This window comes from Xanthomonas sp. LF02-5 (assembly GCF_034105325.1).
GTDB classification, from domain to species: domain Bacteria; phylum Pseudomonadota; class Gammaproteobacteria; order Xanthomonadales; family Xanthomonadaceae; genus Xanthomonas_A; species Xanthomonas_A sontii.
The window spans coordinates 137,398-155,921 of record NZ_JAXGGF010000001.1; the positions used below are offsets into that span (position 1 = coordinate 137,398).

Here is an 18,524-nt window from a genome sequence, read left to right on the forward strand (position 1 = left end):
CAAACTGCTTTTCTGATCAATTACTTGGCGCAATTCCGCCAGCCCTTGCCGGACGCCTCTGCGGGCCTGGAAAGCGCCAGATGCGCAACGACGCAAGGCGGGCAGCACGCAAACCCTCAGCCGGCGCGGTGCCGCCCCTACGATTCCCGAATCCCCATTCCCCATTCCCGACCTTCTTCAACCCTGCCCGCGATAGCGACAGCCGGAGGTGCAGGTCTCGTGCACCACCACTTCGCTCAGCAGCGGCAACGCCGGCTTGAGCCGGTCCCAGATCCACACCGCCAGACGCTCGCTGGTGGGATTGTCCAGGCCCTCGATGTCGTTGAGGTAGTGGTGGTCGAGCTGGTCGTAGAGCGGGCGGAACGCCGCCTTGATGTCGCCGAAATCCATCACCCAGCCGCTCTCGGCGCCAGGCTCGCCGCTGACGTGCAGCTCGATGCGGAACGAATGCCCGTGCAGGCGCGCGCACTTGTGGCCGGGCGGCACGTTGGGCAGGCGATGCGCGGCTTCGAGGGTGAAGACTTTGAAGATATCCATGGGGAGCATTGTACGGTCAGGGGTGGAGCGGCATGGCGGGCTGCCGGCGCCGCGCGACGACGACGGCGCCGTCGTGCGGCAGGGTGTCGCGACATGCGCGATGCCGGGTGGAGCGGACAAAAAAGGCCGCCCCGAAGGGCGGCCCGAGTGCGTGCGCAGCGCGTGGCCGCGGACGGATCAGCGCGGCGCGGCGGGGCGGTTGCCGCCGCCGTTGCCGTGGCGGCGGCCCTGGCCCTGGCGGCGGGCGCCGTCGGCGTGGCTGCCGCCGGGCTTCTTGCTGCCGGCGTGCGCATGCGCGTGCGCCGGCGCATCGCCATGGCCGCGACGGGCGTGGCTGCCGCGACGCGGCGGACGCTGGCCGCCCGGACGCTCGTCCGGCGGGTTGTTGTTGCCCCAGCGGATCGGCGTGACCGGCTCGAAGCCCGGCACGTCGCGGATGTCCATCTCGCGCTTGAGCATGCGTGCGATCGCGCGCAGCAGCTTGGCCTCGTCCTGCGCCACCAGCGAGATCGCCTCGCCGGTCGAACCGTTGCGGCCGGTGCGGCCGATGCGGTGCACGTAGTCCTCGGCGACCATCGGCAGGTCGTAGTTGATGACCTTGGGCAACTGGTCGATGTCGATGCCGCGCGCGGCGATGTCGGTCGCCACCAGCACGGTGATGCGGCCGGCCTTGAAGTCGCTCAATGCGCGCAGGCGCTGGCCCTGGCTCTTGTTGCCATGGATCGCCGCGGTCTTCAACCCGGACTTGTCCAGGAACATGGTCAGCTTGTCGGCACCGTGCTTGGTGCGGGCGAACACCAGGGTCTGCTTGCGCGAGTCGGCGGCCAGCAGGTGCAGCAGTAGTTCGCGCTTGCGCGCACCGTCCACCGGATGCACGCGGTGGGTGATGGTGTCGGCCACGGTGTTGCTTGGGGTGGCCTGGATTTCCTGCGGGTCGTGCATGAACTCGCGGGCCAGCTGCTTGATGCCTTCCTCGAAGGTGGCCGAGAACAGCAGGGTCTGCCGGTTCTGCTTGGGCAGCTTGGCGAGGATGCGCTTGATCGACGGCAGGAAGCCCATGTCGAGCATGCGGTCGGCTTCGTCCAGCACCAGGATCTCGATGCCCGACAGGTCCACGCTGCGGCGCTCGAGGTGGTCGAGCAGGCGGCCCGGGCAGGCGATCAGCAGGTCCACGCCGCGGCGCAGCGCGTCGAGCTGGTTGCCCATGCCCACGCCGCCGTAGATGGTGGTGCTGGGGATGCGCAGGTACTTGCTGTAGCCGCGCAGGCTGTCGTGGACCTGGGTGGCCAGTTCGCGGGTCGGGGTCAGGATCAGCGCGCGCGGCTTGCGCGGGCCGGGGCCCACCGACTGCGGCGAAGTGCCCAGGTGCTGCAGCAGCGGCAGGCCGAACGCGGCGGTCTTGCCGGTGCCGGTCTGCGCGCCGGCCATCAGGTCATGGCCTTCCAGGGCGACGGGAATGGCCTGCGCCTGGATCGGGGTGGGGGTTTCGTAGCCCTGCTCGGCCAACGCGCGCAGCAGGAAGGGCGCAAGGCCCAGGGATTCGAACGACATGAGAATGCTCCGGATAACGCGCCGACGCCGGGACGGACCCGGCGCGCAGGCGCAAGTAGGTGAGGCTCGGAGCGTTCCCGTGAACCGCGCTGCGAGAGGGTGGATCAACCCGCAGCGCGAGGCTGGGGTTCGTCAGCACCACGAAAGGCGTCGGGCGGGGCGGGCGAGTCGGATCGTTGCGATCCTGGCCTCGCCGGCGGTCCCTGAGGGAAACGGACGGCCGCATGCAGACCGGCGCAGTGTACCTGAATTGGCGCGCTGCACAAAATCCGGGTCCGTTTCAGTTGAAACCAAGCCGGCGTCTGGCCGTACAATCGCCGGCTCAGCCCCCAGCACTGGACGGACATGAAGCTAGGTTCCCTGAAGGAAGGCGGTCGCGACGGCACCCTGATCGTCGTGTCCCGCGATCTGACCCGCGCCGTGCGCGCCACCGGCATCGCGCCGACCCTGCAGCGCGCGCTGGAGGACTGGAGCAACCTCGCCCCGCGCCTGAACGCGCTGTCCGAGTCGCTCAACGACGGCAGCGCCGACGGCCAGTTCGACCTGGACATGGCCGCGCTGGCGGCACCGCTGCCGCGCGCCTACGAGTTCCTCGACGGCAGCGCCTACCTGCCGCACGTCGAGCGCGTGCGCCGCGCGCGCGGCGCCGAGGTGCCGGAGAGCTTCTACACCGACCCGCTGATGTACCAGGCGGTCAGCGCCGGCTTCTACGGCCCGCGCGATGCGGTCAAGGTGGTCAGCGAGGACTACGGCATCGACCTGGAAGCCGAGATCGTGGTGGTCACCGACGACGTGCCGATGGCGGTCAGCCCGGCGCAGGCCGCCGCGCACATCCAGCTGATCGGCCTGGTCAACGACGTGTCGTTGCGCAACCTGATTCCGCCGGAACTGGCCAAGGGCTTCGGCTTCTTGCAGTCCAAGCCGCGTTCGGCGCTGTCGCCGGTGTTCGTCACTCCCGACGAACTGGGCGAGGCCTGGCAGGGCAACAAGGTGCACCTGCCGCTGCTGACCCACATCAACGGCGCCTGGTTCGGCGCGCCCGAGGCGGGCGAGGACATGCAGTTCGATTTCGCGCAACTGGTCGCGCACGCGGCCAAGACCCGGCCGCTGGCGGCGGGCGCGGTGGTCGGCTCGGGCACCATCGCCAACCAGGACACCACGCGTGGTGCCTCCTGCTTCGCCGAACAGCGCACCGTGGAAACCCTGCGCGACGGCAAGCCGAGCACGCCGTACATGTCCTTCGGCGACGTGGTGCGGATCGAGATGCTGGACCGTGACGGAGTGAGCATCTTCGGTGCGATCGAGCAGCGCATCGAGCAGGCGCCGCTGCCCTGACCCGGCCGGCGGCGGTGCCGGGGCGACCGGCGGCGCCGCAGCCCGGGTGTCCACCGGTATCGTTGTCGATTGCGCAGACGGAGGCGGGCATGGACGAGGCACTGCAGCTCTACACCTACTGGCGCTCCAGCGCCGCGTACCGGGTGCGCATCGGGCTGGAGCTCAAGCGTCTGGCCTACCAGTCGCTGCCGGTGCACCTGGTGCGCGACGGTGGACAGCAGCACTCGCCGGAATATGCGCGGTTGAACCCGCAGGAACTGGTGCCGACCCTGTGCCACGAGGGCCAGCCGATCCGCCAATCGCTGGCGATCCTGGAGTACCTGGACGAGCGCTGGCCGGAGCCGCCGCTGCTGCCGGACGCGCCGATCGATCGCGCCCGCGTGCGCGGCCTGGCGCAACTGATCGCCTGCGACATCCACCCGCTCAACAACCTGCGCGTGACGCAGTTCTTCGAGAGCGCCTGGAACGTGCCGCAACCCGAGCGCGAAGAGTGGATGCGGCACTGGATGCAGACCGGCTTCGATGCGCTGGAGCAGTTGCTGGCCGAGTCGCCCGACACCGGACGCTTCTGCCACGGCGAGCAGCCGGGCCTGGCCGACTGCTGCCTGGTGCCGCAGCTCTACAACGCGCGCCGCTTCGGCGTGGATCTGCAGGCCTACCCGACCCTGGAGCGGATCGAGCGCGCCTGCCTGGCGCTGCCGGCATTCGACGCGGCGCGCCCGGAACACCAGCCCGACGCGCAGTAAGCTGGGACTATCGTCGCAGGAGCGGCTTCAGCCGCGACCGGGCATCCGTTGCTGTCAGTCGGCCACCAGCCCCTGCCGCACCGGTGAGCATGAGGATGTGGCAGGGACTTCAGTCCCGACCGCAGTTTTCCGGATACTTCGGCCTTCACGCGTCGCGACGGAAGTCGCTTCCGCACGCGCTTGCGGCGCACTCGCTGGGTGCGCTGTGGGAGGGACTTCAGTCCCGATTGCAGTTTTCCGGACACTTCGGCCTTCACGCGTCGCAACGGAAGTCGCTTCCACACGCGCTTGCGGCGTACTCGCTGGGTGCACTGTGGGAGGGACTTCAGTCCCGACGCGCAGTTGCGTGGAAGTGGCGTTTGTCCGCGCAAGGGCGACCCGCGGCGACCGCCGCTGGGCCTACGGTCCGTCGTTGCCGCCGTCGCTGCGGGGCCAGTTCGACCAGGCGGCTGCGAACGCCCGGTCGCGGCTGAAACTGCGCCTACGACAACACGGCGATACCTCAGACGAAGCCGTGGGTGATCCGCGGCGCGGCGCTGGGGCCGCTGTCGTAGTCGGCGTAGGGATCGTGCTCGCCGCTGCCGCCTTCGGACAGGCGGAACTTGAGGGCCAGGCCGTCGCGCGAGTCGGCCGCGCGCAGCGCTTCCTCCTGCTCGATCTGGCCCTGCTTGACCATGCGGAACAGGCACTGGTCGAAGGTCTCCATGCCTTCCTCCAGCGACTCCTCCATCGCCTGCTTGATCTCGTGGACCTGGCCACGGCGCAGCAGGTCGCGGATCATCGGCGTGTTCAGCAGCACTTCCGAGGCCGGCCGGCGGCGGCCGCTGCTGTCCTTGACCAGGCGCTGCGAGATCACCGCGCGCAGGTTCAGCGACAGGTTCATCAGCACGTTCTTGTGCGCGCTCTCGGGGAAGAAGTTGAGGATGCGCTCGATGGTCTGGTCGGCGTTGTTGGAGTGCAGGGTGGCCAGGCACAGATGTCCGGTCTCGGCGAAGGCGATGGCTGCCTCCATGGTTTCCGCGTCCAGGATCTCGCCGATCAGGATCACGTCCGGCGCCTCGCGCATCGCGTTCTTCAGTGCGTTGTGGAAGGCGTGGGTGTCCAGGCCGACCTCGCGTTGGTTGACGATGGACATCTTGTGCTTGTGCAGGTATTCGATCGGGTCCTCGATGGTGAGGATGTGCCCGGTGGTGGTGCTGTTGCGGTAGTCGATCATCGACGCCAGCGAGGTGGACTTGCCCGAGCCGGTCGAGCCGACCACCAGGACCAGTCCGCGCGGGGTCATGATCACGTCCTTGAGCACCTGCGGCAGGTGCAGCTCCTCGATGCTGGGGATCTTGCTGCGGATCGCGCGGATCACCATGCCGACCTCGCCGCGCTGCTTGAACACGTTGACGCGGAAGCGCCCGGCGTCCTGCAGGGCGATGGCCATGTTCAATTCCAGCTCCCGCTCGAACTGCGGCACCTGGCCCTCGTCCATCAACGAGTAGGCGATCTTCTTGACCATGCCCGGCGGCAGGCCGGTGGCGCCGAGGGGGTACAGCTTGCCTTCGATCTTGATATAGACCGGTGCTCCTGTGGTCAGGAACATGTCCGAGGCGTTCTTTTCGGTCATCAGCTTCAGGAAATAGCCGATATCCATGCGCAATGGTTCCCCAACGATCCGCAATCGCCCGTTGCAAGCGCGCCACAGGCTTCCGACAATGGCCGTGACCGACGTCTCCGTCCACGGCCCCCCTAGATGAAAACTAGCTTCGCACACTTCCGTTGTCAGCAGTATGTGATGGCCTGCGCATTGGCGTTGTTCGCCGCGCCGGCCGCGTTCGCCCAGGTGGCTTCGCCGGAGCTGCTGTCCGCGCAGCAGGCGGTGCAGCGTGCGGTCCAGGCCGATGCCGACCAGTACGCGCCGGACCTGCTGGCCAGTGCCCGCCAGGGCCTGGAACAGGCGCAACAGGCCGCGCTCGACCGCCGCCAGCGCAAGACCGCACCACAGCTGGCCCTGCGCGTGGCGGCCGATGCCGACCTGGCCCGCGCGCGCAGCGAGGAGGCGGTGGCCAATGCACAGTTGAAGCAGCGCCAGGCCGAGGTGGCCCAGCTGCAACAGACCCTGGGCACCGGGGAGGGCCGCCCATGAGCCGCGCCCTGCATGGAATGCGCCGCCTGGCCCTGCTGGCGTTGCTGCTGGCGCCGCTGGGCGCGATGGCCGCCGACGACCCGGAACTGGCCGTGCTCAACCAGCGCCTGGTGGCGCTGCAGGCCGATCCGCTCAACGCCGATGTCGCCGCCTACGAGCGCCTGCAGGCGCAGCAGGCGGTGGCCAACTTCGCCAACGCCAAGCGCAAGGAGCGCGACGAGGCGCGCTACCTGGCCGAGCGCCGGGTCGAGATCGCCGAAACCATGGCCCGCGCCGAGATCGCCCGACGCCAGGTCGACCAGTTGGAGAAGACCCGCAGCGACCTGCTGATCGAGGCCAGCCGCCGCGAGGCCGCGCGCGCCCGGCAGGAGGCCGAGCGCCTGCGCGTGCAGGCGCAGATCCAGGCCGAGGAGGCCGAGAGCCTGCGTCAGGCGGCCGAGGCCGAGCAGGCCGCACGGGCAGATGCGGATGCGGCGCTGGCCAGCGTCGCCGGTCAGCAGACCGCCAAGCTCAGCGCCGCCCAGCAGAAGTCGGCCAAGCTGGCGCGCGAGGAGGCCGAACTGGTCGCCGGCACCAAGCTGCCGGCCTCGCGCTTCGAGGGCCGTGGGGAGGTCTTCACCTTCTCCGGCGCGGCCTTCGGCGCCGGCAAGGCGGCGCTGTCGGGCGATGCCGCGAATCAGGCCAAGGCCCTGTCGCAGTACCTGCAGATCAGCAAGGGCAAGGTGCGGGTCGAGGCCTACGACACCGACGCCGGGGTGGCGCAGAAGCGCGCCGATGCCCTGCGCGCGGCCCTGGTCGGCGGCGGCGTCGCCGCCAACCGGGTGCAGGCGGTCGGCAAGAAGGGGCCCTCGACCAAGGCCCGTTCGGCCGAAGTGGTGATCGCGCCCTGAGCCGTGTCGTGCCCCTGCGCGGCGGCGTTTAACGGGGTTTTTCCCTGGGCCTGAGCGCCGAGCAACTGAATGCGACAAAGCGGGCCTGCTTCTCTTGTCCGCGGCGGTGGGGAGGCGTAGGGTCGGTAGTCCAGGCGGCACTCCCGCCGCCTGGTGCCAACGGAGGAGTTCGAGCCAATGACGCAGTGGCACGTACCGCAGTCCGACGCCGCAGGAACCGCGGTTCCAGGCGTTGTGGCGGTGCAGCCGGCGGCTCGCGCGCTTCCGCTCCCAGGCAACGCCCCGTGCCGCAGCGGCCGGGGCGTTCTTGTTTCTAGCTGAAGGAGGCTATTCCTATGTTCGAAGGGCAACCGCAGACCGAAATCGACGCGTTGATCAAGTCCGATCCGGAGTTCAAGCAGCTCTACCAGCGCCACAAGACCTTGGACAAGAAGTGCATGGACGCCGAGCTCGGCGTGCTGCCGATCGACGATGTCACCCTGGCGCAGATGAAGCGCGAAAAGCTCGCCGCCAAGGAAAAGCTGCTGCGCCTTTACGAGCAGAAGCCGCACTGACCGTACTATTCCCTCTTGTCGCGGGCGGTGGCTGGCCTCCTCGTCGGCTTGCCACCGTCCGCGTCATCCCCTCCGAAAGCCGCGACCGCGGCTTTTTTCGTCTCTGCCGCGCGCATTCTCTGACTTTCCCTCCCCGAGCGCGGATAATGCCCGGTCCAGCCGCTGCCGCGGCGCGACGCATTCGGACCCGATGGCCATTCACTCCTCCGTACTCGACCTGATCGGCGACACCCCCATCGTCAAGGCCAGCAAGCTCGACACCGGGGTGTGCGAGCTGTACCTGAAGCTGGAGAGCGCCAATCCCGGCGGCTCGATCAAGGATCGGATCGGCCTGTCGATGATCGAGGCGGCCGAGCGCCGCGGCGATCTCAAGCCCGGCGCGGTGCTGGTCGAGGGCACGGCCGGCAACACCGGCATCGGCCTGGCCCTGGTCGCCCAGCAGAAGGGCTACAAGCTGATCCTGGTGGTGCCGGACAAGATGAGCCGGGAAAAGATCTTCAACCTCAAGGCGATGGGCGCAGAGGTGGTGCTGACCCGCTCGGACGTGGCCAAGGGCCACCCCGAGTACTACCAGGACCTGGCCGCGCGCATCGCCGCCGAGACCCCGGGCGCCTACTTCATCAACCAGTTCGGCAACCCCGACAACCCGGCCGCGCACGAGTTCGGCACCGGCCCGGAGATCCTGCGGCAGATGGACGGCCGGCTGGACGCGATCGTGTTCGGCTGCGGCAGCTCCGGCACCATGACCGGCCTGTCGCGCGCCTTCGCCGCCGCCTCGCCGCACACCGAACTGGTCCTGGCCGACCCGGTCGGCTCGATCCTGACCGAGTACATCGAGCAGGGCACGGTCAGCGAGAAGTCCGGCAGCTGGCTGGTGGAAGGCATCGGCGAGGATTTCCTGCCGGCGATCTCCGATTTCACCCGGGTCAAGAAGGCCTATTCGATCAGCGACGCCGAGAGCTTCCACACCGCGCGGGAACTGCTGGCCAAGGAGGGCATCCTTGGCGGCTCCTCCACCGGCACCCTGCTGGCGGCGGCGCTGAAGTACTGCCGCGTACAGGCCGAGCCCAAGCGCGTGCTGGTGTTCGTCTGCGACACCGGCAACAAGTACCTGTCGAAGATGTACAACGACTACTGGATGCTGGACAACGGCTTCCTGGAGCGCCCGCAGCACGGCGACCTGCGCGACCTGATCCTGCGCCCCTACAGCCAGCGCGACACGGTGGTGGTCGGCCCCAAGGATCTGCTGACCACCGCCTATCAGCGCATGAAGCTGTACGACGTGTCGCAGCTGCCGGTGATGGAAGGCGACCAACTGGTCGGCATCGTCGACGAAAGCGATGTCTTGTTGCATGTATACGGCGATGAGTCGCGGTTCCGCGATCCCGTGGCCACGGCCATGGTCAGCAAGCTCGACCGGCTCGACGTCAAATCGCCGATCGAGGCCCTGCTGCCGGTGTTCGATCGCGGCCAGGTCGCCATCGTGATGAACGAGGGCGCCTTCCTCGGCCTGATCACCCGGATCGACCTGCTCAACTACCTGCGCCGCCGGGTGCAGTAATCCCTGCGGTCTGAACGGCCCCGGCTGCATGGGGCCGTTCAGACCGCGCTGCTAGAATCACGCCCCTTTTCCGGTAACCCCACATGACGGACAACACGTCGAACCCCCATGGCGACGGCTCCGCGCTGGCGCTGGCGACCCTGGCCATCCATGGCGGACAGCACCCGGACCCGAGCACCGGCGCGGTGATGCCGCCGATCTACGCGACCTCCACCTACGCCCAGTCCAGTCCCGGCGAGCACCAGGGCTTCGAGTACTCGCGCACCCACAACCCGACCCGCTTCGCCTACGAGCGCTGCGTGGCGGCCCTGGAGGGCGGCAGCCGCGGCTTCGCCTTCGCCTCCGGCATGGCCGCCACCGCCACGGTGATCGAGCTGCTGGACAGCGGCAGCCACGTGATCGCCATGGACGACCTGTACGGCGGCAGCTACCGGCTGTTCGAGCGCGTGCGCAAGCGCACCGCCGCACTGGAGTTCGGCTTCGTCGACCTGACCGACCCGGCCGCGTTCGAGGCGGCGATCCGCCCGACCACGAAGATGGTGTGGATCGAGACCCCGACCAATCCGATGCTGAAGATCGTCGATATCGTGGCGATCGCCGCGATCGCGCGCAAGCACGGCCTGCTGGTGGTGGTCGACAACACCTTCGCCTCGCCGCTGCTGCAGCGGCCGCTGGCGCTGGGCGCGGACATCGTGGTGCATTCGGCGACCAAGTACCTCAACGGTCACTCGGACATGGTCGGCGGCATGGCCGTGGTCGGCGACAACGCCGAGCTGGCCGAGCAACTGGCTTTCCTGCAGAACTCGGTGGGCGGCGTGCAGGGCCCGTTCGACAGCTTCCTGGCCCTGCGCGGCCTGAAGACCCTGCCGCTGCGCATGCGTGCGCACTGCGACAACGCCCTGGCGCTGGCGCAGTGGCTGGAGACGCACCCGGCGGTGGAGAAGGTGATCTACCCGGGCCTGCCCTCGCACCCGCAGCACGCCCTGGCCGGCCGGCAGATGACCGGCTACGGCGGCATCGTCTCGATCGTGCTCAAGGGCGGCTTCGACGCGGCCAAACGCTTCTGCGAACGCACCCGCCTGTTCACCCTGGCCGAATCCCTGGGCGGCGTCGAAAGCCTGGTCAACCATCCTGCGGTCATGACCCATGCCTCGGTGCCGGTCGCGCGCCGCGAGCAACTCGGCATCAGCGATGCGCTGGTGCGGTTGAGCGTGGGGGTGGAGGATCTGGGGGATTTGCGCGGGGATTTGGAGTGGGCTCTGGCAGGTGACGCGAAATGAGTTCGGTGCGTTTACCGGCGCGCGCCGTGCTGACTTCACCGCTATCGATGGCGCGTAGTTTCCTGGCGAATCGCGCGCTGATCTATCAGTTGGCAAAGCGCGAAGTGATCAGCCGCTATCGCGGTTCGCTGATGGGCTTGGCCTGGTCGTTCTTCAATCCGCTGCTGATGCTGGCGGTGTACACGTTCGTGTTCTCGGTGGTGTTCAACGCGCGCTGGGGGCAGGACACGTCGCATCGCGGCGAGTTCGCGATCATTCTCTTCGTCGGCATCCTGGTGCATGGCATTTTCGCAGAGTGCGTGAACCGGGCGCCGACCCTGATCATCGGCAACGCAAGCTACGTCAAGCGTGTCGTATTTCCCCTGGAAACCTTGCCCTGGGTGGCGATGGGGGCGGCGCTGTTCCATGCACTGGTGTCGTTGGCGGTATTGCTGATCGCGCAAGTGCTCATCCGCGGCGTGCTGCCGCTGACCGTGCTTTACTTCCCATTGGTGCTGCTCCCGTTGGTGCTGTTCACCATGGGGCTCGCCTGGTTGTTCTCCGCGCTCGGAGTGTTCGTGCGGGACATCGGTCAGATGACCGGGATCCTGACCACGATTCTGATGTTCCTGGCGCCGGTGTTCTATCCGGTCAGCGCGCTGCCCGAGGGGCTGCGCAAGTGGATCTATCTCAACCCGCTCACGTTCATCATCGAGCAGGCGCGCGACGTGCTGGTCTGGGGCAATGCGCCGGATTTCGTCGGTCTGACCAAGTACTTCGTCTTCGCCATGCTCGTTGCCTGTTTCGGCTATCTGTGCTTCCGCAAGATGCGCCGGGGATTTGCCGATGTCATCTAATCACTCCTCCGCGGACACGTCGGACCTTGCGATCCGCGTATCCGATGTCACCAAGTGCTTCCAGGTGTACATGCAGCCGCAGGATCGTCTAAAGCAGGCTCTCTTGCCGCGTCTGTGGCGTTTCCTAGACAGGCCCCTTGATAAAGATTACTACAGCGAATTCTGGGCACTCAAAGGTGTCAACTTCGATGTCCGTCGCGGCGATACGGTCGGTGTCATCGGGCGCAACGGCTCGGGCAAGTCGACCTTGTTGCAGATCATCTGCGGAACCCTGCAGCCGACGTCCGGCGAGGTCGCCGTGCGTGGCCGCGTCGCCGCGTTGCTGGAGCTGGGCGCGGGCTTCAATCCCGAGTTCACCGGGCGCGAGAACGTCTACATGAGCGCCTCGATCCTCGGCCTGTCGCGGGAGCAGGTGGACCAGAAGTACGAGGACATCGTGGCATTCGCCGATATCGGCGATTTCCTCGATCAGCCGGTGAAGACCTATTCCAGTGGCATGTACGTGCGCCTGGCCTTCGCGGTGATCGCGCATGTCGATGCCGATATCCTGGTGATCGACGAGGCGCTGGCCGTAGGCGACGCGATCTTCGTGCAGAAGTGCATGCGCTTTTTGCGCAAGTTCCGCGAGAACGGCACGCTGCTGTTCGTCAGCCACGACACCTCCTCCGTCCTCAATTTCTGCCAGAGCGCCGTATGGCTTGATCGCGGGCAGATGCGCATGCACGGTACCGCCCAGGAAACCTGCAATGCGTATATCGAGTACTGCGCCCAGGAAGTCTATGGCGACACCGTCAAACTGGAATCCAGGCAGACGGGAGGCGCCGCGGCAGCGAGGGCCCCTTCCTTGCCGAGCATCGAAAAGGATCTCAAGGTCCAGCTCTTCGACAACGTGGCCCATTCCGACGGCTGGCAGTCCGGTGTGGCGAGCATCGATTCGGTCGTGCTCTGCAATGAGCAGGGCGAGTCGGTCACGGCCTTCGCAGGCGGCGAACATGTCGTGCTGAAGATCCGTGCGATCGCGCACGAGGCGCTGCAAAGCCCGTTGATCGGGTTCTTCGTCAAGGACCGGCTCGGTCAATCGTTGTTCGGGGAACATACCTACACGCACGTGCAGCCGATGGCGGTCGAGGCGCAGACCGGCCTGGAGGCGTCCTTCCGTTTCACCCTGCCGCTGCTGCCAAATGGCGAGTATTCGATGACGGTGTCGATCGCCGATGGCGATCCCTATGCCCACACGCAGCACTGCTGGTTGCACGATGCCGTGCTGATCCAGGTGTCTTCGCCCAAGCTTCGCTACGGGCTCGTCGGCATTCCCTTCGAGGAAGTGACGATGAAGCGCGTCGGAGCCGAGCGATGAATCACGGTGCCATTCCGCCGCTGGTATCGAACGATCCGCGGATCACGGTCGGTCGCTTCACTTATGGCGAAGCGCGATTCAAGGTGTGGACCGAGGCCGAGCGGATCCAGATCGGTGCGTTCTGTTCGATCGCCGAAGGGGTGATCCTCTTCGGAGGCGGCGAGCACCGGTCCGATTGGGTGACGACCTACCCGCTGCGGATCGCCTTTAACTCTCCGGGAGCCGGACAGGACGGCCTGCCGCATACGAAAGGCCCCACCATCATCGGCAACGACGTCTGGATCGGGCATGGCGCCATGGTGCTTTCCGGGGTCACGGTCGGTGACGGCGCCTGCATCGGTGCCGGCGCGGTGGTCAGCAAGGACGTGCCGCCCTACGCCATCGTTGCCGGCAATCCGGCGCGCCTGGTACGGATGCGTTTCGATGCGCAGAGCGTCGCGCGCTTGCTGGAGATTCGCTGGTGGGACTGGCCGATCGAGAAAATCCGCGCATTCGAGTCGCTGTTGAGCGATAGCGACATCTCCGCATTCATCGAAGCTGCAGAGTGCAGTGAAGATATTTCCGCAGTTCCTTCGAGGCAGTTCGTCCCATGATCGGATTCGCATTTTCCTCAAGCATGCTGATGATCCCGCGCTCGTTGTCGCTCAGTGCCTGGCTGGGTCATATTCCTTTCGCATCGTGGTTGATCGAGCAGCTCAAGCCGCAGTCGATCGTGGAATTGGGCACGCACCGTGGCGCTTCGTTCCTCGCGTTTTGCCAGGCGGTCGACGAGCAGATGTTGACGGCACGCGTGTTCGCCGTCGATACCTGGGAGGGTGACGAGCATGCCGGGTTCTATGGCGAGGATGTCTACAACGAACTACACACCTACCAGCAGCGCTACTACGCCGGCATCTCGGAGATGCTGCGGATGCGTTTCAGCGAGGCATTGCAGTACTTCGCCGATGGATCGGTAGATCTGCTGCACATCGATGGCCTGCATACCTACCAGGCGGTGAGGGAGGACTTTGAGAGTTGGTTGCCGAAGCTGTCCTCGCGTGCCGTGGTGCTGTTCCACGACACCTGCGTGCGAGAGCGCGAATTCGGTGTCTGGCAGTACTGGGACGAGATCAGTCGGCAGTACCCGTCGTTCGAGTTCACTCATACCCATGGGCTGGGTGTGTTGCTGGTGGGCGAGGACCGAAATCCAGAGCTAGTCAAGCTGGCGGAGGTTGCGGCGGACGGGCAATTCGCGCCGATCAACCATCTGTTCGATGCTCTGGGTCGCAGCGTCAAGGGCATGGAAGAGATCGAACGCCTTTATGTCGCGCTGGCCACAGAGCGCGCGGAGATTGCGCGTCTCACCCAGGAACAACAGCAGACTCAGCAGCGGCAGGCGGAGTTGGGCGCTCATGAGTGGCAGCAATTGCAACAGCTGTGCCAGGAGCAGTTGCAGGGCGTACAACAACTGGCGCAGTCCGTGCAGCAGATCTCCCAGGAAGTGGAAGCAAGCGGCGTAGCGCAGCGGGCACTTGTCGAAGCACACGTGCAGTCCCTGCAGGCGTCTATCGCGACTGTGGCGCAGCGCTTGGAAAGCCAAGAACAAAAACTGGATCGCGTGCGGCGCCCGTGGTGGGGTTCTTGATCGTCTTTCTGGGTTGAGGGACGGGGCAAGCGTCGAAGCTGCCCGCTTCAGGTCAGACCCGGTCGCTGTGACGGGTCACCGTGCTTCTCCCAGCTTTTGCGTGCGGTGAGCACGTTTTGGGTGGCTGATCGCGGCCAATCGTTTCGTTCGTAACTCCCGCGTTGCAGGGGGGGGGGGGGGGCAGGCCCGTGCCGCGCTCGCTTGTTGTCTTTACCGCGCGCTAGGCTGCAGCGCGGCGCGATTGAGGCTGAACGTCAACGCGCGGTGCTGGTGCGGACATCGGTCATCGCCCCGAAATGGTAGAATTTCACGCTAGACGGTGAGGGTGGTGTCTGGGGCATTGTGTCCAGGCGCCATCGCCGGATGCCGTCTCATGGGGCTTCAAATGTCGGGGTTGGCGGTCGTCCAAGGGCCCTGTAACGATCGTTTTTTAGGAATGGAAATGGAGCACGTGAAGGCTATCGCGTTTTATCTGCCGCAGTACCACCCCGTGGCGGAGAACTCCGAGTGGTGGGGGCCGGGATTCACGGAATGGACCAATGTCGCCAAGGGTAAGCCGAATTTCGTCGGCCATTACCAGCCGCATATCCCCCGTGAACTGGGCTTCTACGATTTGCGCCTGGTCGACAACATGCGTGCGCAGGCAGAGTTGGCGAAGCTGTACGGCGTTCATGGATTTTGTTTCTATTATTATTGGTTCGATGGCCGCCGCATTCTCGAGCTGCCGCTCGATAATTATCTGAAAAGCGACATCGAGTTTCCATTCTGCATCTGCTGGGCAAACGAGAACTGGACACGCACCTGGGATGGACTCGAGAAGGACGTGCTGCTGGAGCAGAAACATGGTGAAGATCAGGATCGTCGGTTCCTTGAGGATATCCTCCCGCTACTGAGCGACAGGCGCGCCATTCGCGTCGACGACAAGCCGATCGTATTGGTGTACCGTGCCGACCTGTTCCCTGATTCCCTGGAGACCACCGCGCGTTGGCGCGATGTCGCCAGGCAGCACGGCATCGGCGAAATCCACCTGGTGGCGGTGCAGTTCTATGGCATCGTCGATCCGCGCGAATGGGGATTCGATGCCGCCGTGGAGTTTCCGCCGCACACCTTCATTGGTGCCGACAACCGGCTGACGCACCACATCGAGTTCACCAATCCGGAGTTCCGTGGTGGCATTGTCGATTACCGCAAGGTGATCGCGCAGTCCATCGGTCGCCCTAAGCCTGAGTTTCGCTGGTATCGCGGTATCGTCCCGTCCTGGGACAACACCGCCAGACGCCAGCATACCTCACATATTCTCGCCGAATCCTCCCCGTCGCTCTACGCGTACTGGCTGCGCAAGCTGGTCGAGTACACCCGCGTCAACAACGCGCCCGAGGATCAGGTGATCTTCATCAACGCTTGGAACGAATGGGGCGAAGGGTGCCATCTCGAGCCAGACCTGAAGCATGGCCTTGCCTATCTCGAAGCGACATATGCAGCGTTGTCGGGCGATCGCTCGGAACTGGATGAGGTCCTGAAGGACGAAAGGCTGTTGCGTACACTTGGAGGAGACCGGCTGAAGGCGCTATTGGACGATCGCGATCGCCTCGTGAACGACGTCGTGCTGCTCTCCGCGGAAGTCCGCAGGACCAACCCGCAGGGCATCGAAATGAATTCGCCCTCGCCATCCGGTTTGCGTTCCTTCATTGGTCGATGCCTGCTTCCCTTCCCGCGCCTGCGGGCGTTCGCCGTCCGGGTCTACAACGCATGGAACCGATGAAGCCGGTGCGCCGCGTTGCAGTCGTCGCTCATTTCGATGCCGAAGGCTTATTGACCGAGTTCACCCGTCGCCTGCTCGACGAATTACTGTTGCACGCCGAGCGCATTTTGCTGGTCTCCACTCGACTGGCGCCGGAGCAGGCCGCCACGCTCGATGCCCGCATCAAGGTGATCGTCCGGGAGAACGTTGGCTACGATTTCTACTCGTTCCGTACCGGCATCTTCGCAGTCGAGGCGCTTTACGCCTACGACGAACTGATCGTCGCCAACGACAGCGCCTTGACCATCGACCGTGGCGGCATCGGCAAGGCGTTCGCCAAGATGCGCGATGTGGACTGCGATGCCTGGGGAATGACGCAATCGTTCCAGGTGGCTCGCCATCTGCAGTCCTATTTCCTGGTTTTTCGCAAGAATGCGTTCTTCAGCCAGTACTTCGATCGTTTCTGGAGAGACGTGCGTGTGCTGGAGGACAAGTGGGAGATCATTCTTTCCTACGAGATCGGCCTGACCCAATGCCTGCTCAGGAATGGCGCGAAGATCGCGGCCGCCTTCGAGCCGGACGCGAGTCATGAAGGCAAGGTTTCCGCGCGGCTGCAGCGTCGCCACGCCGCTGCCGGCGACCTTTCCTCTCCGAGCAACAAGGAGATCGCGGAAGCCAATCCCGTGCATTTCCTTTGGGACGAGCTCTATCGCAGCTTCGGCTTCATCAAGAGCGAGGTGCTGCGCGACGATCCCAATGGCGTCAACGATATCGATCTGTCGAGCGTGGTGACCGACCCGCAGTTGCGGGCGATGGTCGAGCACGAAGTGCAGCGCATGCGCCAGACGCGCGCCAAGGCGGCGCCCCTTGGCGCGGCGGAGAATGTCCTGGCGTCCAAGGATGAGCTCGAGCGTTACGGCGTGCGCTCGATCCTTCCTGGAAGCCTGCGGGCGCGGTTCGCGATCGTCCTGCACCTATACCACATGGACCTGATCGACAACATCTACGGTTACATGCGCAATGTGATCGTCGACCACGACGTGTTCGTCTCGGTCAAGTCGGTCGCCGACCACCGGGTCGCAGTTCGCTACTTCCAGGAGCGCAATGTCCGCGCCTTCGTTTTCGTGCATCCGAACATCGGGCGCGACGTCGGTCCGTTCGTCAGTCTGCTCAACACCGGTCTTCTCGATCGCTACGATGCGGTGTGCAAGCTTCATTCGAAGAAAAGCGTTTACCACAACGCCGGTGGGCAGTGGCGCGACGATCTGATGAAGTCATTGCTGGGTTCCTCGCTCACGGTGCTGAAGATCCTGCACGCCTTCGATCACAAGCCCGCCTGCGGCATCATCGGGCCGGAGAGTGCGTATGTCTGCAACTCGCGCTTTTGGGGCGGCAACGAGGAGCGCCTGCGGGTGCTGGCCGCGGAAACGCTTATCGATGACGCGCGCATTCGCCTTGGGTTCTTCGCTGGCACCATGTTTTGGTTCCGGCCCGTGGCGTTGGATGCCTTGAAAGCGCGGAATATTGCCCTGAGCGAGTTCGATCCTGAGGCGGGTCAACTCGATGCGACGCTTGCCCACGTGATCGAACGCCTCTTCGTTCTATGGATTGAGCAGTCAGGGTATTTCGCAAGTACCACGCGATGCCCGGGCGTCCCGCTCCGACACGAAGACTACGAAAAGCGTGGGCTTGCCGTCCTGCCAGCTAATGGTGTGAACTAGCGTTGTGCACAGCGGGGGGCGGGGGCAGCGTGATTAGTCGAGTATGGCGTCAGCATCTTTCCGAGTACTTTGCGGCTTTATCGGAGAAGGTGGCGAGTTCCGTGCTGGAATGTGAGCAGCAGAGATCTTTCGGTTTCGCCAATGAGCCTGTACCAGCCGACGCGACTGGCGGCCAGGCTCCGTTTAAAGGTGCTTATTGGCTCAATGAACATGAGTCATCTCTACCCTGCCTGCTGGAGGACTGGGAGCGCATTCTGCGCGATGCTGGGCATGCCAAGCCGAAAGGCGGCTATTTTTGCGCTCGATTGCAGTCAGGACATCGTCGCCATGATCGCTCGATTGCTTGAGTTCTTCTGCGTCCGAGCCGTCAAGCGAACGGGCAACTACAACTATGCGAGATTTTCCGCCCTTTTGCGCTGCATAAGGGGATGCTCCCCCGGGTGGCTAGCATGTCTTAGACATGCCGGCTGGCAATACTGCTGTCGCACAAGTGGCCTGCTACGGTTTAACGGCGATGTTCTCGTCGTGCCTCAGGTCCGATATCTTGCACTTGGCGAATTTACAGTCATTCGTCGATGTCGCTATGTCGCAAAGATGCTATTGCATCGTATGAGATCAACCATTGGTCTTGTGCGGGCTGTGGAGGCTTATGCCAGA

16 protein-coding genes are annotated in these 18,524 nt (G+C 65.1%); 13 read left to right on the top strand and 3 right to left on the bottom strand.

Translation table 11 applies throughout. The features are described from left to right. Positions 1 to 177 precede the first annotated feature (177 nt). Both queD and SLW52_RS00670 read right to left on the bottom strand, forming a co-directional pair. Positions 178 to 537: a 6-carboxytetrahydropterin synthase QueD gene (gene queD / locus SLW52_RS00665; protein ID WP_295957707.1), complete on the bottom strand. Its 360-nt coding sequence runs from the start codon at positions 535 to 537 to the stop codon at positions 178 to 180. A 177-nt stretch (positions 538 to 714) separates the two neighbouring features. Then, on the bottom strand, positions 715 to 2,088 hold the full coding sequence (locus SLW52_RS00670; RefSeq protein ID WP_043093333.1) for a DEAD/DEAH box helicase: 1,374 nt from the start codon (positions 2,086 to 2,088) through the stop codon (positions 715 to 717). Between the two features lie 345 nt (positions 2,089 to 2,433). Here SLW52_RS00670 and SLW52_RS00675 point away from each other — a divergent pair, with 345 nt between their 5' ends. Together SLW52_RS00675 and maiA are read left to right on the top strand one after the other, a co-directional pair. Beyond that, positions 2,434 to 3,423 carry a fumarylacetoacetate hydrolase family protein gene (locus SLW52_RS00675; RefSeq protein ID WP_320739663.1) on the top strand — a complete coding sequence of 330 codons (990 nt, stop codon included), beginning with the start codon at positions 2,434 to 2,436 and terminating at the stop codon, positions 3,421 to 3,423. 89 nt (positions 3,424 to 3,512) lie between these two features. Beyond that, positions 3,513 to 4,169 carry a maleylacetoacetate isomerase gene (maiA, locus tag SLW52_RS00680; RefSeq protein WP_152182542.1) on the top strand — a complete coding sequence of 219 codons (657 nt, stop codon included), beginning with the start codon at positions 3,513 to 3,515 and terminating at the stop codon, positions 4,167 to 4,169. Positions 4,170 to 4,671: 502 nt separating this feature from the next. Here the strand turns inward: maiA and SLW52_RS00685 are convergent. Then, positions 4,672 to 5,811 carry a PilT/PilU family type 4a pilus ATPase gene (locus SLW52_RS00685; protein ID WP_017907532.1) on the bottom strand — a complete coding sequence of 380 codons (1,140 nt, stop codon included), beginning with the start codon at positions 5,809 to 5,811 and terminating at the stop codon, positions 4,672 to 4,674. 99 nt (positions 5,812 to 5,910) lie between these two features. On the opposite strand from SLW52_RS00685, the gene SLW52_RS00690 reads away from it, so the two are divergent. From SLW52_RS00690 to SLW52_RS00740, 11 genes are all read left to right on the top strand, one after another. Beyond that, positions 5,911 to 6,303, top strand: a complete 393-nt coding sequence (locus SLW52_RS00690) for a DUF4398 domain-containing protein (RefSeq protein ID WP_026144112.1) — start codon at positions 5,911 to 5,913, stop codon at positions 6,301 to 6,303. A gap of 17 nt (positions 6,304 to 6,320) precedes the next feature. Beyond that, on the top strand, positions 6,321 to 7,193 hold the full coding sequence (locus SLW52_RS00695; RefSeq protein WP_152236069.1) for a hypothetical protein: 873 nt from the start codon (positions 6,321 to 6,323) through the stop codon (positions 7,191 to 7,193). 335 nt (positions 7,194 to 7,528) lie between these two features. Continuing rightward, positions 7,529 to 7,747, top strand: coding sequence for a YdcH family protein (locus tag SLW52_RS00700; protein WP_010340228.1), 219 nt, complete (start codon positions 7,529 to 7,531; stop codon positions 7,745 to 7,747). Positions 7,748 to 7,937: 190 nt separating this feature from the next. Continuing rightward, positions 7,938 to 9,308 (top strand): pyridoxal-phosphate dependent enzyme, encoded by a 1,371-nt coding sequence (locus SLW52_RS00705; protein ID WP_320739662.1) that lies wholly within the window; start codon positions 7,938 to 7,940, stop codon positions 9,306 to 9,308. An 83-nt stretch (positions 9,309 to 9,391) separates the two neighbouring features. Beyond that, positions 9,392 to 10,588 carry a cystathionine gamma-synthase gene (locus tag SLW52_RS00710; RefSeq protein ID WP_320739661.1) on the top strand — a complete coding sequence of 399 codons (1,197 nt, stop codon included), beginning with the start codon at positions 9,392 to 9,394 and terminating at the stop codon, positions 10,586 to 10,588. Next, entirely contained in the window at positions 10,585 to 11,424 is an 840-nt protein-coding gene (locus SLW52_RS00715) for an ABC transporter permease (protein WP_295936739.1), read from the top strand. The genes SLW52_RS00710 and SLW52_RS00715 overlap by 4 nt, the downstream gene beginning before the upstream one ends. Further along, the gene (locus tag SLW52_RS00720; RefSeq protein WP_320739660.1) at positions 11,414 to 12,781 is read left to right on the top strand and encodes an ABC transporter ATP-binding protein; all 1,368 of its coding nucleotides are present in this window, start codon (positions 11,414 to 11,416) and stop codon (positions 12,779 to 12,781) included. The genes SLW52_RS00715 and SLW52_RS00720 overlap by 11 nt, the downstream gene beginning before the upstream one ends. Beyond that, positions 12,778 to 13,374: a CatB-related O-acetyltransferase gene (locus tag SLW52_RS00725; RefSeq protein ID WP_295936734.1), complete on the top strand. Its 597-nt coding sequence runs from the start codon at positions 12,778 to 12,780 to the stop codon at positions 13,372 to 13,374. The genes SLW52_RS00720 and SLW52_RS00725 overlap by 4 nt, the downstream gene beginning before the upstream one ends. Further along, positions 13,371 to 14,405: a class I SAM-dependent methyltransferase gene (locus SLW52_RS00730; protein WP_320744229.1), complete on the top strand. Its 1,035-nt coding sequence runs from the start codon at positions 13,371 to 13,373 to the stop codon at positions 14,403 to 14,405. The genes SLW52_RS00725 and SLW52_RS00730 overlap by 4 nt, the downstream gene beginning before the upstream one ends. Positions 14,406 to 14,847: 442 nt before the next feature. Further along, the gene (locus tag SLW52_RS00735) at positions 14,848 to 16,167 is read left to right on the top strand and encodes a glycoside hydrolase family 99-like domain-containing protein (RefSeq protein WP_295936728.1); all 1,320 of its coding nucleotides are present in this window, start codon (positions 14,848 to 14,850) and stop codon (positions 16,165 to 16,167) included. Beyond that, entirely contained in the window at positions 16,155 to 17,867 is a 1,713-nt protein-coding gene (locus SLW52_RS00740) for a rhamnan synthesis F family protein (protein ID WP_320739659.1), read from the top strand. The genes SLW52_RS00735 and SLW52_RS00740 overlap by 13 nt, the downstream gene beginning before the upstream one ends. Positions 17,868 to 18,524 lie beyond the last annotated feature (657 nt).